8 protein-coding genes are annotated in these 19,121 nt (G+C 72.4%); 2 read left to right on the top strand and 6 right to left on the bottom strand.

What is annotated here, in order from left to right:
• The first annotated feature begins 403 nt into the window (after positions 1-403).
• Positions 404-1,012, top strand: coding sequence for a hypothetical protein (locus tag VMF51_RS20050; protein WP_325476235.1), 609 nt, complete (start codon positions 404-406; stop codon positions 1,010-1,012).
• A complete protein-coding gene (locus tag VMF51_RS20045) occupies positions 1,012-1,455 on the top strand; it encodes a GNAT family N-acetyltransferase (RefSeq protein ID WP_325476234.1) in 444 nt (147 codons plus the stop codon). Before VMF51_RS20050 ends, VMF51_RS20045 begins: the two co-directional genes overlap by 1 nt.
• On the opposite strand, the gene VMF51_RS20040 is transcribed toward VMF51_RS20045, so the two are convergent.
• From VMF51_RS20040 to VMF51_RS20015, 6 genes are all read right to left on the bottom strand, one after another.
• Positions 1,446-1,934 carry a cupin domain-containing protein gene (locus VMF51_RS20040; RefSeq protein ID WP_325476233.1) on the bottom strand — a complete coding sequence of 163 codons (489 nt, stop codon included), beginning with the start codon at positions 1,932-1,934 and terminating at the stop codon, positions 1,446-1,448. The two genes, VMF51_RS20045 and VMF51_RS20040, sit on opposite strands and share 10 nt — an antisense overlap.
• Before the next feature lie 20 nt (positions 1,935-1,954).
• Positions 1,955-3,022, bottom strand: coding sequence for an MBL fold metallo-hydrolase (locus VMF51_RS20035; RefSeq protein ID WP_325476232.1), 1,068 nt, complete (start codon positions 3,020-3,022; stop codon positions 1,955-1,957).
• A gap of 104 nt (positions 3,023-3,126) precedes the next feature.
• Entirely contained in the window at positions 3,127-3,930 is an 804-nt protein-coding gene (locus VMF51_RS20030; protein WP_325476231.1) for an SDR family oxidoreductase, read from the bottom strand.
• Complete coding sequence (locus tag VMF51_RS20025) at positions 3,927-5,030, bottom strand: diacylglycerol kinase (RefSeq protein ID WP_325476230.1); 1,104 nt, start codon at positions 5,028-5,030, stop codon at positions 3,927-3,929. The genes VMF51_RS20030 and VMF51_RS20025 overlap by 4 nt, the downstream gene beginning before the upstream one ends.
• Before the next feature lie 119 nt (positions 5,031-5,149).
• Entirely contained in the window at positions 5,150-12,691 is a 7,542-nt protein-coding gene (locus VMF51_RS20020; RefSeq protein ID WP_325476229.1) for a metallophosphoesterase, read from the bottom strand.
• Entirely contained in the window at positions 12,688-18,384 is a 5,697-nt protein-coding gene (locus VMF51_RS20015) for a beta strand repeat-containing protein (protein WP_325476228.1), read from the bottom strand. Before VMF51_RS20015 ends, VMF51_RS20020 begins: the two co-directional genes overlap by 4 nt.
• Positions 18,385-19,121 lie beyond the last annotated feature (737 nt).

The raw sequence follows: 19,121 nt of genomic DNA, 5'->3' as shown, positions 1-19,121 counted from the left end.
ACGCCGCCACCGACGGATCCACACCCGCCCTCACACCTCGCCAGAAACCCCGCCGTACCTCCCGCGGAACCTCAACCCCACGCGGCATCGCGCACCACCCATCACCCAGGTGTTGCGCTCACCCCTCGAGCGCGCCCAGACCAGTTGTCGCTTGCCACGGTGGGTACGCCGTGGGGAGTGCCCGCTCGTCTGCATACCGTGATGAATCAGCGGACTCCGGCTCCGGCCCCGAGAAACGACAAGGCCCCGGGGGGTTTCGCTGGCTCGCGCCGCTACGCCGTTGATCCCGGGGCTCTCTGTCGGTGCTGAACCCTACGCTCCCGAACCGACAGAGCCAACCGTCGAAAGGTCGATCGTGTCGCGGGAGCCGTGGGCGTTGTCGACCCTGCTCTCGCCTACGCGGATGGCGCCGTACCTCACCGCCGTCCGGGGCGGCGCTTGGGACGGCGGTTGGGACCAGGCCCTCGCGCTCTACGACTGGAACACCTCGGTCGGCGCCGCCTTCTTCGAGTCGATCCACTACCTCGAAGTCGGCCTGCGCAATGCCATGGACCAGACAGCCGGCGAGCGGCTGGCGCCAGACTGGCTCTCTCCCACGTCGCCGCTCCTGACGCCTCGCTCGCGCCGGGCCGTCTCGGTCGCCCAGGGTCACGCTGGAGGTGCGGGCGCCCCACGCGGCAAGGTCGTCGCGGAGCTTCCTTTCGGCTTCTGGTGGTCGCTCCTCGCCGACGAGTACAACCGCCGACTGTGGCAGCCCGCTCTGCGATTCGCGTTCGAGGGGCCGGTTCGTCGACGGACGCTCCACGCCGAGCTCGACGAGGTCCGGCGACTCCGCAACCGCATCGCGCACCACGAGCCCATCCACGCGCGGGCGCTGGTGGACGACTACGACCGTGTCGTCGACCTGGCCGGCCGGGTGGGGCGGGTCCTGAGCGACCACGTCGCTGCGACCTCACGTGTCCCGGCGCTGGTCGCGACGCACCCGCTCCGGCCGCCTCCTACGCTCGCCTGATGGACATTCGGACGCTGAACTTCGACGAGCTCGACGCGCGGACGGCGTACGACGTGTGGCGGCTGCGGCAAGACGTGTTCGTCGTCGAGCAGGAGTGCGCGTACCCCGACCTCGACGGGCGCGACACCGAGCCCGGGACCCGGCACCTGGTGGGGCGGCTCGACGGGGCCGTGGCCGGCTACGTGCGGGTGCTCGACGCCGACGGCGAGGAGCCGCGGGTCGGCCGGGTGGTGCTGGCCCGAGCCGCACGCGGGCGCGGGCTCGCCGATCCGCTGATGCGGACCGCGCTGGAGGTCGTCGGCGCGCGTCCCTCGGTGCTCGACGCCCAGGCGCCGCTGGCGGGCTGGTACGCCGGGTTCGGGTACGTCGCCGACGGGCCGGAGTTCCTCGAGGACGGCATCCCGCACCTGCGGATGGTGCGACCCGGCGGACCTCAGATGTAGAGGTTGTCGTGCTCCACGAGGAACGCCTGCAGCTCCTCGTGGCTCGGCTGCCAGCGGCCCTCGGCGATCTCGACCAGGCCCTCGAAGTACGCCTCGCGCGGCGCACCCGGGGCGAAGAGGATCAGCAGCGAGGCGTCCTCGCCGGACTCGTTGCGGAACCCGTGCACGCCGCCCTCGGGGACGTAGGCGAAGTCGCCGGGGCCGGAGTCGATCCACTCGGTGCCGTCGTACAGCCGCACGGTCCCGGACAGGACGAAGAACGACTCGCTGATGGTGCGGTGGAAGTGCGGCATGGCGCCGGACGGCTCGGGACCCATGTCCCAGCGGTAGAGCCCGAACCGGCCGTCGGTCTGCGCCCCGGTGGCGAGGTAGTGCGCGGCCCCGCCCGGCCGGGGCAGGTCCGGCGGCGTGCTCGCCGGGCGGAACCAGGCGCTGGGCTCCCCGGTCTCGCCGAGGTAGCGCGGGTCGGGGTACGACATGCCCCCGGAACCTACGCCGGTCAGGCCACCGCCGTGAAGACCACGCCCTCGGCGTCCTCGGTGCGCGTGGCGCGGCCCTGCGCGACCAGCAGCTCCAGGTGCGCCTTGGTCTCCATCGAGGCCATGCCCTGGCTGAAGACGTCGAGCTCGGTGTAGGCCCGGTCGTGGCGGGTCCACGGCAGGTCCTGGGCGACCACGTGGGCCGTCCGCGGACCGCCGGCCAGCGAGGCCAGGCTCAGGTCGAGCCGGTGGTCGTGGAAGGACAGCAGCTCGTCGACCCGCTGGTGCGAGGACGGGGCGACGGGGCCGTGCGCGGGCAGGATCCGCAGGTCGGGCAGCGCCCGCACCTTGGTCAGCGAGGCCATGAAGTCGCCGAGCGGCAGGGTCGCCGGCGGCGGCACCGTGAAGCCGATCGACGGGGTGATCGTGGGCAGCACGTGGTCGCCCGCGAACAGCACCCCCTCGGCCTGCTCGGCGAAGACGAAGTGGCCGGGCGTGTGCCCCGGCGTGTGGACGGCGTCGATCGTGCGGTCGCCGACCTCGATCCGGTGGTCGCCCTCGAGCCAGGTCGTCGGGAACGCCCACAGGCTCGGGTCGGGGGCCTCCTCGCTCCCGTGGCCCCATTGCTCGGCGACCTCGCGGGCCCCGGCCGTGACGAGTACGTCGATGAACGGGTTGCGGTCGAGGCTGTCGTCGTTGAGCAGTTCCAGCGCAGGCTTCTCACCGAGACCGAGCGCGACCTCCGCGCCGTACTCGTGGCCCAGGACGGTGGCCAGCGTGAAGTGGTCGCGGTGCACGTGGGTGACCAGGAACCGGCGGATGTCTCCGAAGCCGTAGCCGACCTCCTTCAGGCAGCGGTCGAGCAGCTGGCGCGCCTCGGTGATCGCCCAGCCGCCGTCGATCAGGGTCAGCCCGTCCGGCGTCTCGATGACGTAGACGTTGATCGCCTTCAACCCGTCCATCGGCAGCGGCAGCGGGATCCGGTGGATCCCCTCCGCGACCCGCCAGGCGCCCTCGGCGCTCCAGTGGGTCCCCGAGTCCGGGGAGATGGCGTGGGCGGTCGAGGTGGAATTGGTTGACGACGGCACGTATCCGACCCTAGATGACCGAGTCCGGTGCTCGTGCATGCGAGTGGCGTTCAGCGTGCGTGATGGGCGCCGCGGAGCGTGCGAGCAGCGGACTCGGTCATCTACTAGACGGACACGTCGGGGAACCCGAGGTCGAGGGTCGGTTGCTGGATCCCGCCGTCGATCTCGAGGAGCTTGCCGGTGACGTACTGCCCGGCCTGCGAGGCCAGGTAGAGCACGCCCGCGGCGATGTCCTCGGGCTCGCCGACGCGGCCGAGCGGCGTCTTGGTCTCCAGCTGGCTCATCAGCTCCGGCTGCCCGGCGACGTACTCGAGGGCGCTGGTGAGGATCGAGCCGACGTAGATCCCGTTGACCCGGATGCGCGGCGCGAGGTCCTGCGCGGCCATCTTCGTCCAGTGCGCGAGCGCGGCCTTGGCGGTGCCGTAGGCGACGAAGCCGCGGTCCGCCGTACGGCCCATCATCGAGCTGATGGTGACGATCGACTTCTGGCCCTCGCCTTCCTTCAGCATCAGCGGTACGGCGGCGACGCTCAGCGCGTGCGCGGTGGTGACGTTGAAGCTGAACGCCTCGTTGAGGAACTCGTTGCTGGTCTTGAGGAACTCCGTCGGGAAGGTGCCGCCGACGTTGTTGACGACCGTGTCGAGCCGGCCGAACTCGTCGTACGCCGCCTGGGCGAGACCGGCGACGGCGTCGAGGTCGCTGAGGTCGGCCGGGACGACGAGGCACCGGCGCCCTGTGGCCCGCACCTGCTCGGCGACCCGGTCGAGCTGCCGCTCGGTGCGGGCGGAGATCAGGACGTCGGCCCCGGCCTGGGCGAGCGCGACGGCGGTGGCGGCGCCGAGCCCGCGGCCCGCTCCGGTGACGATCGCGGCGTGGTCGGTGAGCGCGAAGCGGTCGAGGATGCTCACGAGCCGCTCACCAGCCCGCGGCCGGTGACGAGCGGGAGGTCGACGGCGCGGACGAGTCCCGGCTTCGCGGCGACGACCGCGGGCAGGGCGTTGATGATCCGCTGGGCGGTGGTGATCATGCCGCTGACGTTGTGGTCGCCGTGCTCGCCGTGGTGGGTGAAGTCGACCTGCATCATCGGCTCGCCGGTGATCCGGACCCGGTAGCCGCCGTCGCCGCCGGCGGGCGGCTGCTCCCACTCGGGCACCTGGTCGGGGTCGGTGCGGGTGATGTGCTCGAGGACGACCCGCGGGACGCCGTCGACCTTGCCGATCACCTGGAAGCGGACCGCGCCCATGGTCCCCTTCGCGACGTCGCCGCTGACGCTGGCGGTGTCCCACTCGGCGGGCCGGCGGTCGACCTCCTCGGTGAGCGGCTCGTCGAGCGTGATGTCGAGGCCGGCCGCGATCTGGCGGACGACGCTGCCCCAGGCCATGCCGAGGATCCCGGGCGCGAAGATGGCGCCCACCTGGTCCATCGGCCTGCCGAAGCCGAACAGGTCGTTCATCACGACCGGCTGGTAGTACGTCGAGTAGTCGCAGATCTCCATGACCCGGACCTCGTCGATGCGCTGGCTCAGCGAGGTCATCACCAGCGGGAGGATGTCGTTGGCGAAGCCGGGGTCGATGCCGTTGATGTGCATGCTGGCGTTGCCGCGCACGCAGGCGTCCTCGATCCGCGCGATGAACTCGGGCGGCAGGATCCCCTCGGGCCACTGCAGCAGCACCGGCCCGCTGGACGTCACGTTGATCCCGGCCTCGACGAACGAGATCAGGTCCTCGATGCACTCGAAGACGCGGTCGTCGGCCATCGCGGTGTGCACGATCGCGTCCGGCGCCCGCGCGATCAGCTCGTCGCGGTCGGTCGTGGCCGCGATCCCGAGCTCGCGGCCCAGCTCGGCCAGCACCCCGGCGTCCTTGCCGTGCTTGTCCGGGTTGCTGACCCAGACCCCGACCAGCTCGAGGTCGGGGTGTGCGTCGATGCCGGCGATCGCGTGCCGGCCGATGGTCCCGGTCGACCAGACGACGACACGGAGCGGCTTCTCGGGGATGACCTGTGACATGCGTCGCACACTAGAACACGTTCTAGTGACCAGGGAAGGGCTCGGGACCGCCGCTGTAACGCGGTGTCCACGCGCCTGGTGCGGTGCTGCGACACAGCACCAGGTCGGTGGACACCGCGTTACAGCCGGAAGCGGACCACCTTCGCGCGCGCCGACAGGTACGACGCGTCGCCGCGGTAGGTCACGACCGCCCGCCAGCGGCCGGCGGGGAGGCGCTTGGGGAGCGCGATCCGCGCCGTACCGGCGGTGAGGGTGCCCCGCACGGTCCGAGTCACGGAGACGCGGCGCGCCTTGCCCTTGACCCGCTTGGTCACCGTGCCGGTCAGCTTCACGACGACCGTGCCGGTCGCCGCGGTCCGGCCGGAGGCGGGCGGGACGGTGACGATGACAGCACTCGCCCGACCCCGGGTCCTGGTCACCTTCGCGCGCACCGAGGGCTTCACCTTCGCCAACGGCTGCCAGGTCGCCCGGAACGTGAGGGCGCCGCTCGTGCCGGTCGCCACGGTGACCGAGGTCGACGCCCCGCTCAGCCCGGTGCCGACCCAGCCGGTGAACCGGTGGCCGGGACGCGTGGGGTTGGCCAGCGTGAACGCCGCCGACTCGACCGTGTACGACGCCGGGTTGCCCGACGCCGTGCCGCCGGCCAGGTCGTAGGTGATCGGGAAGCCCCGCGGCGTCCACGTGGCGACGTACGAGCGCGCGCCGACCGACCCGGCCGGGACGGTGACCTCGGTGGTCGGCCCGCTCAGGTCGGTGCCGGTCCAGCCGGCGAAGTCGAAGCCCGAGCGCCGCGGGTTGCTCAGGCTCAGCGCACCGGTCTCGATCGTGTACTCGGTCGGGTTCGCCCGGGTGAGGTAGCCGCCCGCGAGGTCGTAGCCGAGCCGGTAGGGGGTCACCCTCCAGTGCGCGGTGTAGCTGCGGTCGCCGGTGGAGCCCGCCGGGATCGTGACGGTCGCCGTCGGCGAGGTCACCCCGGCCCCCGTCCACCCGAGGAACGTGTAGCCGGTGCGCGTCGGCGCGGCCAGCGTCACGGCGTCCTCCGAGGTGTACGTCGTCGGGTTCTCGGTCTCCGGCGCCCGGCCGCCGGCGAGGTCGTAGCCGATCGCGAAGCTGGCGACCCGCCGGACGATGTTCGTCTTCGAGGTCACGCTGTTGCCCGCACCGTCGGTCAGGACGGCGTACCACTCCTGCGTCACGTCGAGGTCGGGGTGGAACGTGACCTCGCCCTGCTCGTCGCCGACGAGGGTGACCGGTTCGCCGAGCGCCTCGGGCGCACCGGAGGCGAAGGTGACGCGCGAGGTCTCCAGGGTGCGCTGCTGGGCGCCGCCGAGGTCGACCTCGATGACGTAGTTCTCGGAGTTCTCGCCCCAGTAGCCCGGCGTGCTCGGCTTCGGGATCTCCTGGCTCCAGCGACCGTCGGACGTCGTCCGCTGCAGCCACGGGCTATAGGTGTTGACGTAGATGAGGTTGTTCTCGGCGTCGACGCTGAGGTTCTTCAGGAAGCCGTGGCCGCCCCAGGCGCGGGTCTGGTAGTCGGTCAGGATCGCGACCACGCGCGAGCCGCCGCTGTTGGTCCGCGAGGTCACGAACGTCCCGGACTGGTGACCGGACAGCACGAGCTTGACGTTCGGGTAGGGATCGATCAGCTCGTTGATCGTGGGGTTCGAGTACGGGTTGTTCGCGTCGCGCGCCCACAGGTGGTGGTGCGTGGAGAGGATGACGCTGTGGTCGGGGTGGGACTCGATGACCGACTGCGCCCACGCGATGCCGGCGGGCGTGTTCTTCATGCCCGGCTCGACCGACCAGTGGCCCATCTGGAGCCACAGGATCTTCGAGCCGCTGATCTCACCGGTGTAGAAGTAGTTGTCGATGTCCAGGTGGCCGCCGAACGACCACGGCGAGCCCTCGAGACCCTCCTCGAAGCGCTCCATCGGGAAGTACTTCTTCAGCATCTGGCGACCGTTGTACGACTCGTTGTAGTCGTGGTTGCCCCAGGAGACGGCGAGCGGGATGTCCGCCTCCTCCAGGGCCTGGGCGGACGGCTCGGCGTTGCGCCACTGCCACTCGTCCTCGAACTCCTCCTTGTTCACCCAGTCGCCGGCCTGGACGACCATCGCGGTCTTGCGCTCGGCGGCCTTGTCGGCGATGTACTCGAACTGCTCCGTCATCGTCCACGGGGTGGCCTGGGAGTAGAGCTGGGTGTCGCCGACGTGGTTGAACGACCAGTCGTAGTCGTCGGCCGACGGCAGGACGTCGTCGAAGTCCTCGCTCTCGGCCCAGGGCAGCGCGGTGAGGCCACGCCACACGAGCACGGTGAGCACCCGCCCGTCGGACACCGGGTGCTCCGCGGCGGTGGTCCGGACGTCGAGGTTGACGTCGGCACCCTCCGGGCTGGCGTCGTCCTCCTTCAGCTGCCACTTCTGCGCCTCGGTGTCCCAGACCCAGGCGGACACGGTCCGCTTGTCGGCCTTGCCCCGCCAGGAGAAGTGCCACTCGTCCTCGGCGGCCTGCTCCTCGGTCAGGGTGAACCGGTAGATCTGGAAGGGGTTCTCGTCGTCGCCGACGGTCGCGGGCGTGAGCTCGCCGGTCGGCGTACCGCTGAGGGGCGTGAGCGCGCCGGGCTCGCGGTCGGCGGTCGCGCCGGTGCGGACCTGCACGTTCTCCGAGCCCAGCGGGACCGACTCGTTCGCGTAGTACTGGGCCTCGACGGTCTCCGGAAGGTCCGTCTGCGGGGTGACCTGCAGTCGGAGGGAGTCGTTGGCCGGCCGCTGCACCGTGGTGAGCGGGGTGCGCGGAGCCGTCGTGTCGCTCACGTCGAGACGGAGTACGGCGGGCTCCGAGACCAGGCTCGGCTCGGCGGTGGTCGTGGCGGTGAAGGTGACCTCCACCCCGGACCCGGTCGTCAGGACCGGCACGGGGACGGTGAACACGCCCGCCTCGACCTGCTGCTCGAAGACGGTCTCGCCGCCGATCTCCGCGGTCAGCACCGAGCGCTTGGACACCGACCCGAACACGTCGACCCGGCCGGCCTCCACGTCCGCGCCGTCACCGGGGCGACCCAGCGCGAGCACCAGCTCGTCGGCGGACCGCGTCTCCCGCTTCCCGAGCCTGACGGCGTCGCCGAAGTAGTTGTCGGCGCGGAACGCGTCCAGCTCCGGGATGAACGGCATGGTGGCGATCCAGAGCTCGTCGACGACACCGAGGAACGGCTCGAGCAGCCGGTTGGGGTCGTCCGGGTCGACCCCGGAGTCGCCGACGGTCAGGGGCGCGTCGAACAGGTTGGGGAACCGGCGCCCCTCGGCCATCGCGGAGTGGGCCTCCACCCCGTCGACGAACACCGCGTAGGTCATCTCGTCGAAGGTGACCGTGACGACGTGCGGCTCGGCGTCCGTGGGGATCGCCGTGGTGGCGTCGTCGAACGGCGTGAGCGCCTGGAAGAGCCCGTCCGCCTTGCGCAGGCCGAGCTCCATGGTGGGCTCCTCGGCGCCCGGCACGCTGCGTGCCACCAGGGCGTTGCGCTCGCCGCCGATGGCGGCGATGTCACCCGGGGTGAGGGCGAAGATGCCCGAGACGGTGAACTTCTTGGCGCTCGCACCGACGTTGCCGTCGTACTGCAGGCGTGAGGAGTCGAAGCGCACCGAGCCGCTGCCCGGCAGCGCCGACTCGGAGTCGGTGACCGCGGTCAGCTCGGACCCGACGAGCGTGCCGGTGACCTTGCCGGTCGAGTCGGTGAGCGCGTCGCCGACGGCGAGGTCCGTGGCGAAGTGCTCGACGAGCTCGAAGTCCTCGCCCCACACGTCCCGCGGGTCGTTGTCGGGTGCCCCGAGGCCGCCGAAGTAGGCCCAGACGACCTGCGAGTCCAGCTTGGTCAGCTGGTCGAGACGCGCCCAGACGACCGAGGTCCCCCCGGGCTGCCAGGTCTCGACCTCGAAGGGGACGGGGACGCTGCGGTCGGTGTAGAGCGCGAACGTGTCGGCCTCGACGTCGGGGGTGTCCTCGATCTGCAGCCGGACGGGTACGTCGGTGAGGGTGCGGCGCTGGTCGTTGCTGACGGTGACCGGCTGGCGCTCGGTCGCGCCGGCGTCGGCCCACGCCACCTCGCTGCCGTCGGACGACGCCACCCCGTGCAGGACGCGCAGGGCCGCCTCGGCGGCCCGGAGCCGGTCGAGGTGGCCGAGCGCTCCGCGCTGCGCCTCGGTGAGTGTCCGTACGGCGACCCGGGCCGCGCGGACGGCCGGCTCGTCGGCCAGGGTCACGTCGGCGGCTGCCGGGAGCGCGGCCAGCAGGGCGTCGACCTGCGAGGTCTCGCGGTCGATGCCGAAGCCCTCGGCGAAGTACGCGCGGCCGTTGCCGTCGACCTCGTGGCGGTTGACCGTCAGCCGGTCGTCGGCGACGTCGATCTCGAGGAACGACGGGTGGGAGTTGCTGGAGAAGCTGAGGCCGCCGCCGAGCCTCTCGAAGAGACCCAGGTAGTCGTCCTCGCTGATCCCCTCGGCGATCCCGTCCTCGAGCTGGCTGTAGTGCTTGGCGCCCGCCGTACCCGGGGTGACGAAGAGGGTGCCCTCGGGGTCCACCTTGTACTCGACCCGGACGCCGCCGATGACCTCCTCGATCACCTCCGACGCCGGGGCGGCCGCGCGGGCCTTGACCGGGGACGACGGGTCGGAGAAGAGCTCCTTGGTGCGCGTCCAGTAGTGGTCGTGGCCCTGGATCACCAGGTCGATGTCGAGCTCGTCGATGATCGGGACGAGCTTGTCGCGCAGGCGCAGGATCTCGGCGTCGAAGGGGTGCGCGCCCGCGGTGTAGACGCCCTTGTGCATCGTGAGGACGATCCACTTCGCGCCGGCCTCGCGCGCCGCGGCGACGTCGGCGCGCAGCCAGGCGACCTGCTCGTCGCTGAGGACGTCGCAGTCGGTGTCGTTGCCGAACCCGTGCAGCTGGCAGCGCCCCCGGCCCTCGTTGGTGTTGAGCATGACGAAGTGGGCGTCGTTGTAGTCGTAGGAGTAGTAGACGCCGGCCGAGGTGTTCTGGCCGTCGGGAGCCTCGAGCGTGAAGTGGTCGGTGAACTCGTCCGGCGCGCCGTCGTGGTTGCCCGCGACCGGGGCGATCGTGTTCGCCAACAGGCTCGCCTGGGACTTGTCGAACAGGTCGACCCAGTCGAGCTCCTCCTCGCTGGTCTGGACGACGTCGCCGGCGTGGATCATGAACTCGGAGTCCGGCACGGTCCGCAGCGCCTGGTCCAGGGTGTTGGCCGACACGGCCGCCTCGGTGGCGCCACCGCGGGCCTGCGTGTCCGTCAGCCCGATGAAGCTGAAGTCGTCCCCGCCGTCGGCGGTCTCGAACGTCCCCGTCTCGCTCCACTTGCCCGTGAAGGTGTCGCCGACGCGGTAGTAGTAGGTCAGGCCGGGCGTGAGGTCGGTCGCGACGACGCGGTAGAGGCTCTCCCCCTCGTTGCTCTCCTCTGCCTGGGCCTCGAAGATCCGGGTCGCGTCGTCGGGGAAGCGCGGGTCGGTGCTGACGATCGCGCCGGGCTCGACGGCGTCGGCGAGGTCCTGGTACCAGGTGAAGGCGCGCCGGGTCCCGGGGTCGCCGTGGAACGTGGCGGTGATGCGGTTGGGCATCTCCTCCGGGGCGACGTACTTGATCCGCGGCAGCAGGGTCGCGAGGTCCCACATCCAGGCGTCGACGAAGTCCCAGCCCAGGGCGGAGTACGTCGACTTCGCGTGCTCGTCGAGACCGTCGGCGTCGTCGCCCACGACGACGTTGCCACGCACGGTCGTCGCGGGCCCGAGGTCGCGGCCGACGACCTTCTCGGCCCGGGGCGCCGCGACCGAGGAGTCCTCGCGGACCAGGTTGTTGCGCACGGCGGCGTCGCCCTCGACCGTCGCGGCCAGGCCGGCCGCGAGGTCGGCGACGGTGACGGCGACCTCGACGTCGTTGTCGTGCACCGACGTGTGCGCGCCCGCCTCGGCGACGAGGCCGGCACCGCGCGCCGCGGCGGGCGCGCTCAGGACGGCGTCGTCGACCTCGACCTGGGTGATCGTGGCGGGGCGCGTCTCGGTGCCGCCCGCGCTCACCGCGACCGCCGACACGCGCTCGGTGCCGGCCTCCGGCGCGAGGCGTACGCCGGCGAGGGTGAGGCCGCGGATCGTGCCGTCCAGCTCGCGCACGAGGCCGAGGTCGGCGGAGCCGTCGCTGGCGGCGTACGTCGGGTTGGCGATCGTGTGGCCGTTGCCGTCGAGGGTGCCGGAGAAGCGGTCGAGGCCGGTGAACTCGGCGCCCGCGAAGTCGATGTCGGCGACGAGGCGGAAGGTGTCCGCGCCGTACACGCCGTGGTCGGAGGCGACCGCGGCCCGCATGGCCTCCAGGTCCCCGACCGAGCCGATCAGGTAGGGGTCGGCCGTGGTCCCGGAGCCGGCGACGCCGGCCCGCTTGAGCGGCGGGACCTGCGCGTTCCGCGGCACCGGGTTGCCCATCACGGGCTCCCAGCGCCAGGTGCCGGACCCCGCGGCGAAGTCCCAGCCGATGCCCTCGTACGTCGCCTGCCGGGCCAGCTCCGCCGGCGAGGCCGGACTGCCGTCGTGACCGATGCGCCAGGTGGTGCCGGTCGCGCCGGTCTCGCTCGGGACCGAGGTGAGGTCGATGTCGCTGTCCCAGGCGAGGTCGTAGGTGCCGGTGCCGCGGGTCTTCACGGTCTGCTCGACGTGACCCTCGGCGTCGAAGTTGCGGTTGTTGTTGGCGTTGACGAGGTTGCCGGTCGCCGTGCCGTCCTTGTCCGCGGTGATCCAGCCGGTGCCGAAGGTGCGCCCGGAGCCGGTGTTGGCGTCCATGTAGATCCAGCCGGACTTGACCACGTTGTCGCGGATCGTGGTCGTGGCGTTGGGGTCGAGGACGACGTACGCCGCCGACGACCCGGCGCCCTGGGTGTCCTCGTTGACGCGCGTGTCGACCACCAGGTTGCGCTCGACAACGGGGCTGCCGGCCGAGACCCAGTTGACGACGGCACTGGGGTACTTCTTGCCGATGACGTCGACGTCGTCGAGGTAGTTGTCGGCGATGACGCTGGCGCCCGAGACCCGGTTGACGAGACCCGACGCGCGGGAGTTGGTCGCGGTGATCGAGGCCTTCAGCAGCTCGACCTTGGAGTCGATGAGCGAGTTGCCCCGGACGGTGACGTTGTTGCCGGTCTCGACCAGCGCCGCCGCGAAGTGCCCGGCGGTCGGCGGGTCGCCGGCGACCGTGACGTTGACCCCGACCAGGGTGAGGTCCGAGATGGTGGCGTCCGTGGCGCTGCGGAAGAAGCCGGTGCTCACGCTCGTCGCGTAGCCGCCGATGTTGCTGATCGCGTGCCCGTTGCCGTCGAACTGACCGGTGAAGGTGTGGAAGGTCGGGAACGTGGCGCCCTGGTAGTTGATGTCGGCGTCGACGCGGTAGCTCAACCCGGCGTACGTGCCCGGCTGGGCGTTCACCGCCTCGGCCGCGGCCGTCAGGTCGGCGGCGGAGGCGATGACCACCGGGTCGGCCGCCGTACCCGTGCCGGTGAGGCCGGGCACGGTGGCCGCCGCGGCCGGGCTGACGGCTCCCAGGAGGGAGCCGGCCAGCCCGGCGGCGGCGACGAGGGCGAGGGGACGCAGCGAGGGCTTCTTCACGGTGGCAGTCACTTCTTGTGGGTGTAGGAGCGGGCCTTCGAGGTGCGGGCGGCGTAGAACGCGTCGCCCGCGTAGGTCGCGGTGATCCGGTACCGGCCGGCGGGCAGCCGCTTCGGGATCGTCACGGTCGCCGTGCCGGCGCGCAGGGTGGACCGGAGGGTCCGGGTGACGCGCACCCTCGTGGTGCGGCCGTTCACCTTCCGCGTGACCTTGCCGGTGACCTTGACCCGCACCGTCCCGGCGGGCGCGGCGTAGCCGGAGGCGGTGCCGACGGTGACCTCGGCCTGTCGCCGGGCACCCTTCCGGACGACCTTCAGCCGGACCGTGGACCGGGCCTTGGCCTTCTTCGTCCAGGTCGCGGTGAGCACCAGGTCGGCCGACGTGCCGCGGGGGATCGTCAGCGTCCGGGTCGTGGCGCCCAGACCCGCCCAGCCCGCGAAGTCGTAGCCCGGCCGGGTCGGGTTGACGAGGGTGAACGGCGCGGTCCGCACCGTGAAGGTCGCCGGGTTGCGCCGGGCGAGAGCGCCGCCGGCGAGCCGGTAGGTGATGGTGTGCACCCGGTCCCAGGTGGGCGTGTAGGTGCGGGTCCCGGACGAGCCGCGCGGGATCGTCACGACCGGCGTCGGCCCGGTCAGGCCGGTGCCGTCCCATCCGGCGAACACGAAGCCGGGGCGCACCGGCGTCGGCAGGGTGATGGCCTCCGACTCGACCGTGTAGGTGCCGGGCACCGGGCCGGTGAAGTCCGCGTCGTCGCCGAGGGCGTAGATGATCGGGTAGACGATCGGCGTCCAGGTGGCGGTGTAGGAGCGCGGCTGCGACGAGCCCCGCGCGACCACCACCGTGGTGGTGGCGCCGGTCAGGCCGGTGCCGGTCCAGCCGGCGAACGCGTAGCCGGTGCGGGTCGGGTTCGCGAGCGTGAAGTTCGCGCTCTCGACCGTGTACGACGTCGGGTTGCCCGCGCCCGCCTCGCCGCCGGCGAGGTCGTAGCTCAGCGGGTAGCCGATCGGCGTCCAGGCGGCCGCGTAGGAGCGGGAGCCGGTGGAACCCGCCGCGACCGTCACGGTCGCGGTCGGCTGCTCGACCCCGGTCCCGGTCCAGCCGGCGAACGCGTAGCCCTCGCGGGTCGGGTTCGCCAGCGTGAACGCCGCGCTCTCGACCGTGTACGACGCCGGGTTGGCCCCGGCCGGCGTACCGCCGGCGAGGTCGTAGCTCACCGCGTAGGCGACGGGGGTCCAGGTCGCGGTGTAGGCCAGCGGGGCGCTCGGGTAGCGCGGCAGCGTGACGTTGCGGGACGCGCCCTCGATGCCGGTGCCGGTCCAGCCGTCGAACACGTAGCCGGTGCGGGTCGGGTTGACCAGCGTCCGGCCGACGGCGTAGCCGTGCGTGGCCGGGTTGGCGTCGCCGTCGGTGCCGCCCGCGAGGTCGAGCTCGAGGTCGACCTCGGGGAACGTCACCCCGGCGGGGACCGGGTGGCGACGCTCGTCGTCCCAGCGCCAGGCGCCGGTCCCGGCCGTGAAGTCCCAGCCGATGCCCTCGTACGTCGCCTGCCGCGCGAGGTCGTCGCGCGAGGTGTAGGTGCCGAGCTGGCCCCGGGTCCAGGCGTCACCGCCCGCGTCGAGCAGGCTCGAGCCCGACCAGAACACGTCGTACGGGTTCGGGGTGGGGGCGCTGGTGTGCCCGACCGGAGTCGTGGGGTCGATGTTGTTGTTCGCGTTCACGAGGTTGTCGGTCGCGGTGCAGCCGCTCGCGGCCGTGGCGATCCAGCCGTAGTTGGCGGCCGCGGTCTGCCGGATGCTGCCGGTGAGGACGACGTTGCCGGTGAGGGCGCCGACGCAGACGGTGTGGCCGTTGACGAAGGCGCCTCCGGCCCCGGAGCCGCCGTTCTGGGTGACGGACGTGTCGAGCACGAGGGTGCGGGAGACGTCGACCCCGACGTTCGCCCAGCCGAACACGCCGCCGACGCGCTTGTCGCCGTTGACGCTCACCCCGGCGAGCAGGTTGTCCGCGATGGTGGTGCCCGCACCGGTCGACTTGCCGACCAGGCCGCCGACCGCGGAGGAGTTGTCGGTGTTGTTCGCGCTGCTCACGGTGGCGTTCATCAGCGCCGAGCCCGTGATGGTCGCGCCGGCCGCCCGGCCGGCGAAGCCGCCCTGCTGCACCCGGTCCGTGGTGCCACCGGCGGTCACGGAGCGGAGATCGCGCAGCGTCAGGTCCCGGATGGTCCCACTGAGGACCTGGACGAAGCCGGTCTGGGTGGCGCCGGCGTCGGCCCCGTCGGCGATGGTGCCCGGGCGCAGCGTCAGGTCGCTAATCGTGTGGCCGTTGCCGTCGAGGACGCCGGAGAAGCGCCGGAACGTCTCGAAGGTGCCGCCCGCGTAGTCGAGGTCGGCGGCCAGCTCGAACCAGCCCGCCGCCGCGCCGGTCTGCGCCTCGTCGGCGTTGACCATCGCGACGGCGGCGTCGAGGTCGGACACCGACGCGACGACGTACGGCGAGGCCTCGGTGCCCTCGCCGTCGAGCTCGGAGACGACGATGGTGACGGTGACCGGGGCGGCGACCTCGTCGCCGTCGGCCGCGGTGACCGTGACGGGGTAGCTGCCCTGCGTGCCGAAGTCGACGGCGCTCAGGTCGAGCGCGACGGTGCCCCGGTCGACGCTCGCACCGAGGCGCTCCAGGACCTCGGCCGCCGTCGGGCTGCTGCCCACGCGGTACGACGCGGTCGTGCCGGTGACGGTGATGACCGGCGGCTCGACGACCGGGCCGGCAGCCCGCTGCAGCACCGGGTGCTGGGCCGCGGCGTCCCAGGTCCAGACCGTGTCGAAGTCCCAGCCGAGGGCCTCGTAGGTCGCCTGCTGAGCCAGCTGGGCCGCGGGGGTGTACGTGCCGAGATCGCCCCGGTCCCAGCCGCTCGCCGACAGCAGGGTCGTCCCGACCCAGAGGACGTCGTACGGGTTCGGGTCGGGGGCCGCGGTGTGGCCGACCGGGGAGGCCGGGTCGATGTTGTTGTTCGCGTTGACCAGGTTGTCCGACGTCGCGCACCCGGTGGCGGCCGAGCGGATCCAGCCGTAGCCGGCCGGGGACGCCTGCTGGAGCGTGCCCGAGACCACGACGTTCCCGGTGAGGGCGCCCACGCAGACGGTGTGGCCGGCGACGAAGGCGGCGCCGGCGCCGGAGGTCCCGTGATGGCGCACGGAGGCGTCGACGACCAGGTTGTCCTCGACGGTCGCGTCGGTGTTCTGCCAGCCGCTGATCCCGCCGACGCGCTTGTCCCCCGAGACGGTGGTGCCCGAGAGCAGGCTGTCGCGGATCGTGGTGGTGGCGGTGCCGACGGTCTTCCCGACCAGCCCGCCGACGGCGGAGGAGTTGTCGGTGTTGTCCGCCGAGCGGACCTCGGAGTCGACCAGCGCGACGCCGGCGACGGTCCCGCCCGAGCTCCGCCCGACGACGCCCCCCTGCTGCACGCGGGAGGTGGTCGTGCCGGCGGTCACCGACGTCAGCCGCTTCAGCGTCAGGTCCTTGATCGTGCCGCCGGCGAGGACCTGGACGAAGCCGGTCTGGGTCGCGTTGGCGTCGGCGGCGTCCGCCGTCGTGCCGGGCTGCAGCGTCAGGTCGGTGATCTCGTGCCCGGCGCCGTCGAGGACGCCCGAGAACTCGCGGAAGGTCGCGAAGGTGCCACCGCCGTAGTTCACGTGGGCGGTGAGCTCGATGTGGCGCAGGCCGTACGTCGCGTTGTCGGCGTTCACGGCCGCCGCCACGGCGTCGAGGTCGGCGGCGGTGCCGACGAGGTAGGGGCTGGTCGGGGTGCCGTCACCGCTCACGCCCGCAATGGCGGCGGGGTCGAGGGTCCAGGTGGCCGTGTAGGACCGGGCGCCGGTCGAGCCGGTCGGGATCGTCACGGTCAGCGACGGCCCGTCGAGGCCGGTGCCGGTCCAGCCGGCGAACGTGTAGCCGTCGCGGGTCGGGTTGGCCAGCACGATGTCGGCGTCGCCCGGGAGGTAGGTCTCCGGGTTGGCGCCGGTGGCGGTGCCGCCGGCCAGGTCATAGGTGATCGCGTCGCCGGCGGACCAGGTGGCGGTGTAGGAGCGGTCCCCGGTCGAGCCGGCCGCGATCGTCACGGTCGCGGCGGGCTCGTCCAGACCGGTGCCGGTCCAGCCGGCGAAGGCGTGGCCCGGGCGGGTGGGCGTGGGCAGGCCGATGTCGTCCGACTCGACCGTGTACGTCGACGGAGCCGGGTCCGTCACGGAGCCGCCGGCGAGGTCGACGTCGAGCGCGTAGGAGACCGCCGCCCAGTTCGCGACGTACTCCCGGTCGCCGCTGGAGCCCGCCGGGACCGTCACCTCGGTGGTCGGCCCCGTGAGGCCGGTGCCGGTCCAGCCAATGAACGTGTAGCCGGCGCGGGTCGGGGCCGCCAGCGTGATGGCGGCGGAGGCGGCGGAGTACGCGACCGGGTTGGCCCCGTTGGTCCCGCCGTTCAGGACGTAGGAGATCTCGTCGTGGCCGTCGAGGTCGGCCCGCGCCGGGACGGGGTGACCGAGGTCCTCCGACCAGCGCCAGTCGCCCGTGCCGGGGGCGAAGTCCCAGCCGAGGCCCTCGTAGGTCGCCTGCTGGGCGAGCTCCGCGGGCGAGGTCGCGGTGCCGTCGTTGCCAAGCACCCACTTGCCGGCGACGTCGTGGGCGTAGGCCGTGCCCGCCCGGCGGGTCCACCGGAGCGGGTGGCCCTCCGGGGCGGTCTCGGCGACGGCCGGGAAGCCGGTGCGGTTGTGGTCGGCGTTGACCAGGTTGGTGCCGTAGGTGTCGATCTCCGCGTGGTTGAAGCCCGCGATCCAGCTCACCGTGTTGCCGTTGGTGCCGGTGGCGTGCGAGTACACCGAGCCGGAGAGGACGACGTTCCCGGCGATCTCCTGGTCGGTCATGCCCGCACCGCCGTAGTTCACCAGCGCGGCGGCGTTCATGTTGGCGCCGCCGGCGGCGCTGCGTGACATGTAGCCCGCGTCCGGGTCGGCGGCGACGAGGTTGTCGCTGACGGTCGTGTACGCCGCCTGGTAGCCGACGAAGGCGCTGACGTACTTGCCGGCGCTGGACACCGTGACGTCCCCGCCGAGCATGCTGTTCGTGATGACCCCGGGCGCCTCCGCGGTGCCGGCGACGCGCGAGACGAAGCCGGCGTCGAACGGGTTGTTCGCCGGGCTGTCGTTGCGCACGGTCGCGTCGAGCACCGTGACGCCGTCGATGGTGGCGCTGGTGGCCTGCGTCGTGAGGCCGGAGGTGACCGCCGTCGTGGCGCCGGCCGGGAGCGTCGTCCCGGCCTTGACCGCGCTCACGCCGGTGAGCGTGAGGCCGACGACCGTGGCGCCGTCCAGGCGTCCGAAGAACGCGATGCGCTCGGTGTCGCCGTCGACCCAGGACCCGTAGGAGACGTTGCGGATCTCGTGCGCGTTGCCGTCGAAGGTGCCCGAGAACCGCTGGAACGTCGCGAACGTGCCGCCGGCGTAGTCGATGTCGGCGCCCAGGCGGTAGGCGAGCGCGCCGTACGTCGCGTGGTCGCCGTTGACGTGGGCCGCGGCCGCGTCCAGGTCGGCGGCCGAGTCGATGACGATCGGGTCGGCGGCGCTGCCCGAGCCCGTGAGGCCGTCGATCGTCGCGGCGTACGCCGGCGACACGAGCGACAGCCCGCCGGCGCCGACCGCGAGGCCGAGGGTCGCCACCCCGAGACGGGAGAGGAGGGAACGTTCGGTCCGTGGGGACTCGAGGTACGACATGCGACTCTCTTCGCTGGTGTGCTGGATCCTGAGATGCCCTTGCTGGCCTGCGCCCGAGTTCCCGGCACGGCGGCCGGGCGCGCTCAGGCAACCGCCGTCGAATAACCGGAGGGGGCACGGTCGCGACCCGTCGGGGTGGACCGGGTGAACAGTCGGGGCCGGGCCGGCTGAACCGACCTCGCTCGTGCCGGCCGCAGTCCCCCGCCGTTCACGTCCGGTCCACCTGGCCGTCGGGTGGCTCGGCTTTCCTGCCCTCGCGATGAGACGACTGTGGACCCGGCGCTGCGCGGCGCTCACCTCACTGGCGGGGGCGGCCTTCTGTCTCTCGCCGCCCCTCGCCGCCGACGCCCACCCGTTCGGTGAGCCGCAGTCGGCCGAGATCAGCGCGACCGACGACGGCCTGCGCATCGTCTGGAACGCCTCCCCGGACGACCTCGGCGTCCTGGCCGCCTGGCTCGGCGTGAACGCCGGCAGCCTCACGGTGATCGAGGACGGCGAGCTCGTGCCCGACGAGTCCACCGAGCCGCCGGGGGTGCAGCTGGCCCGGGCCTCGCAGCTCTCCGCCTACCTGCTCGAGCGGGTCGAGGTCACGGCGGACGAGCCCTGCGCGGGAACCCTGTTGCCCGTCGACGACGTCGAGGCCACCGGTGCCACGCTCGACTTCGACTGCGGGGGGCCGGTGT

Source organism: Nocardioides sp. (assembly GCF_035503875.1).
Lineage (GTDB): Bacteria > Actinomycetota > Actinomycetes > Propionibacteriales > Nocardioidaceae > Nocardioides.
This window is presented reverse-complemented; position numbering and strand designations above follow the sequence as displayed.

Excerpts from the sequence above, each read along its gene's own strand:
- VMF51_RS20025 (WP_325476230.1), bottom strand. The coding sequence starts at position 5,030 with ATGTCACAGGTCATCCCCGAGAAGCCGCTCCGTGTCGTCGTCTGGTCG.
- VMF51_RS20045 (WP_325476234.1), top strand. The coding sequence starts at position 1,012 with ATGGACATTCGGACGCTGAACTTCGACGAGCTCGACGCGCGGACGGCG.
- VMF51_RS20040 (WP_325476233.1), bottom strand. The coding sequence starts at position 1,934 with ATGTCGTACCCCGACCCGCGCTACCTCGGCGAGACCGGGGAGCCCAGC.
- VMF51_RS20050 (WP_325476235.1), top strand. The coding sequence starts at position 404 with ATGGCGCCGTACCTCACCGCCGTCCGGGGCGGCGCTTGGGACGGCGGT.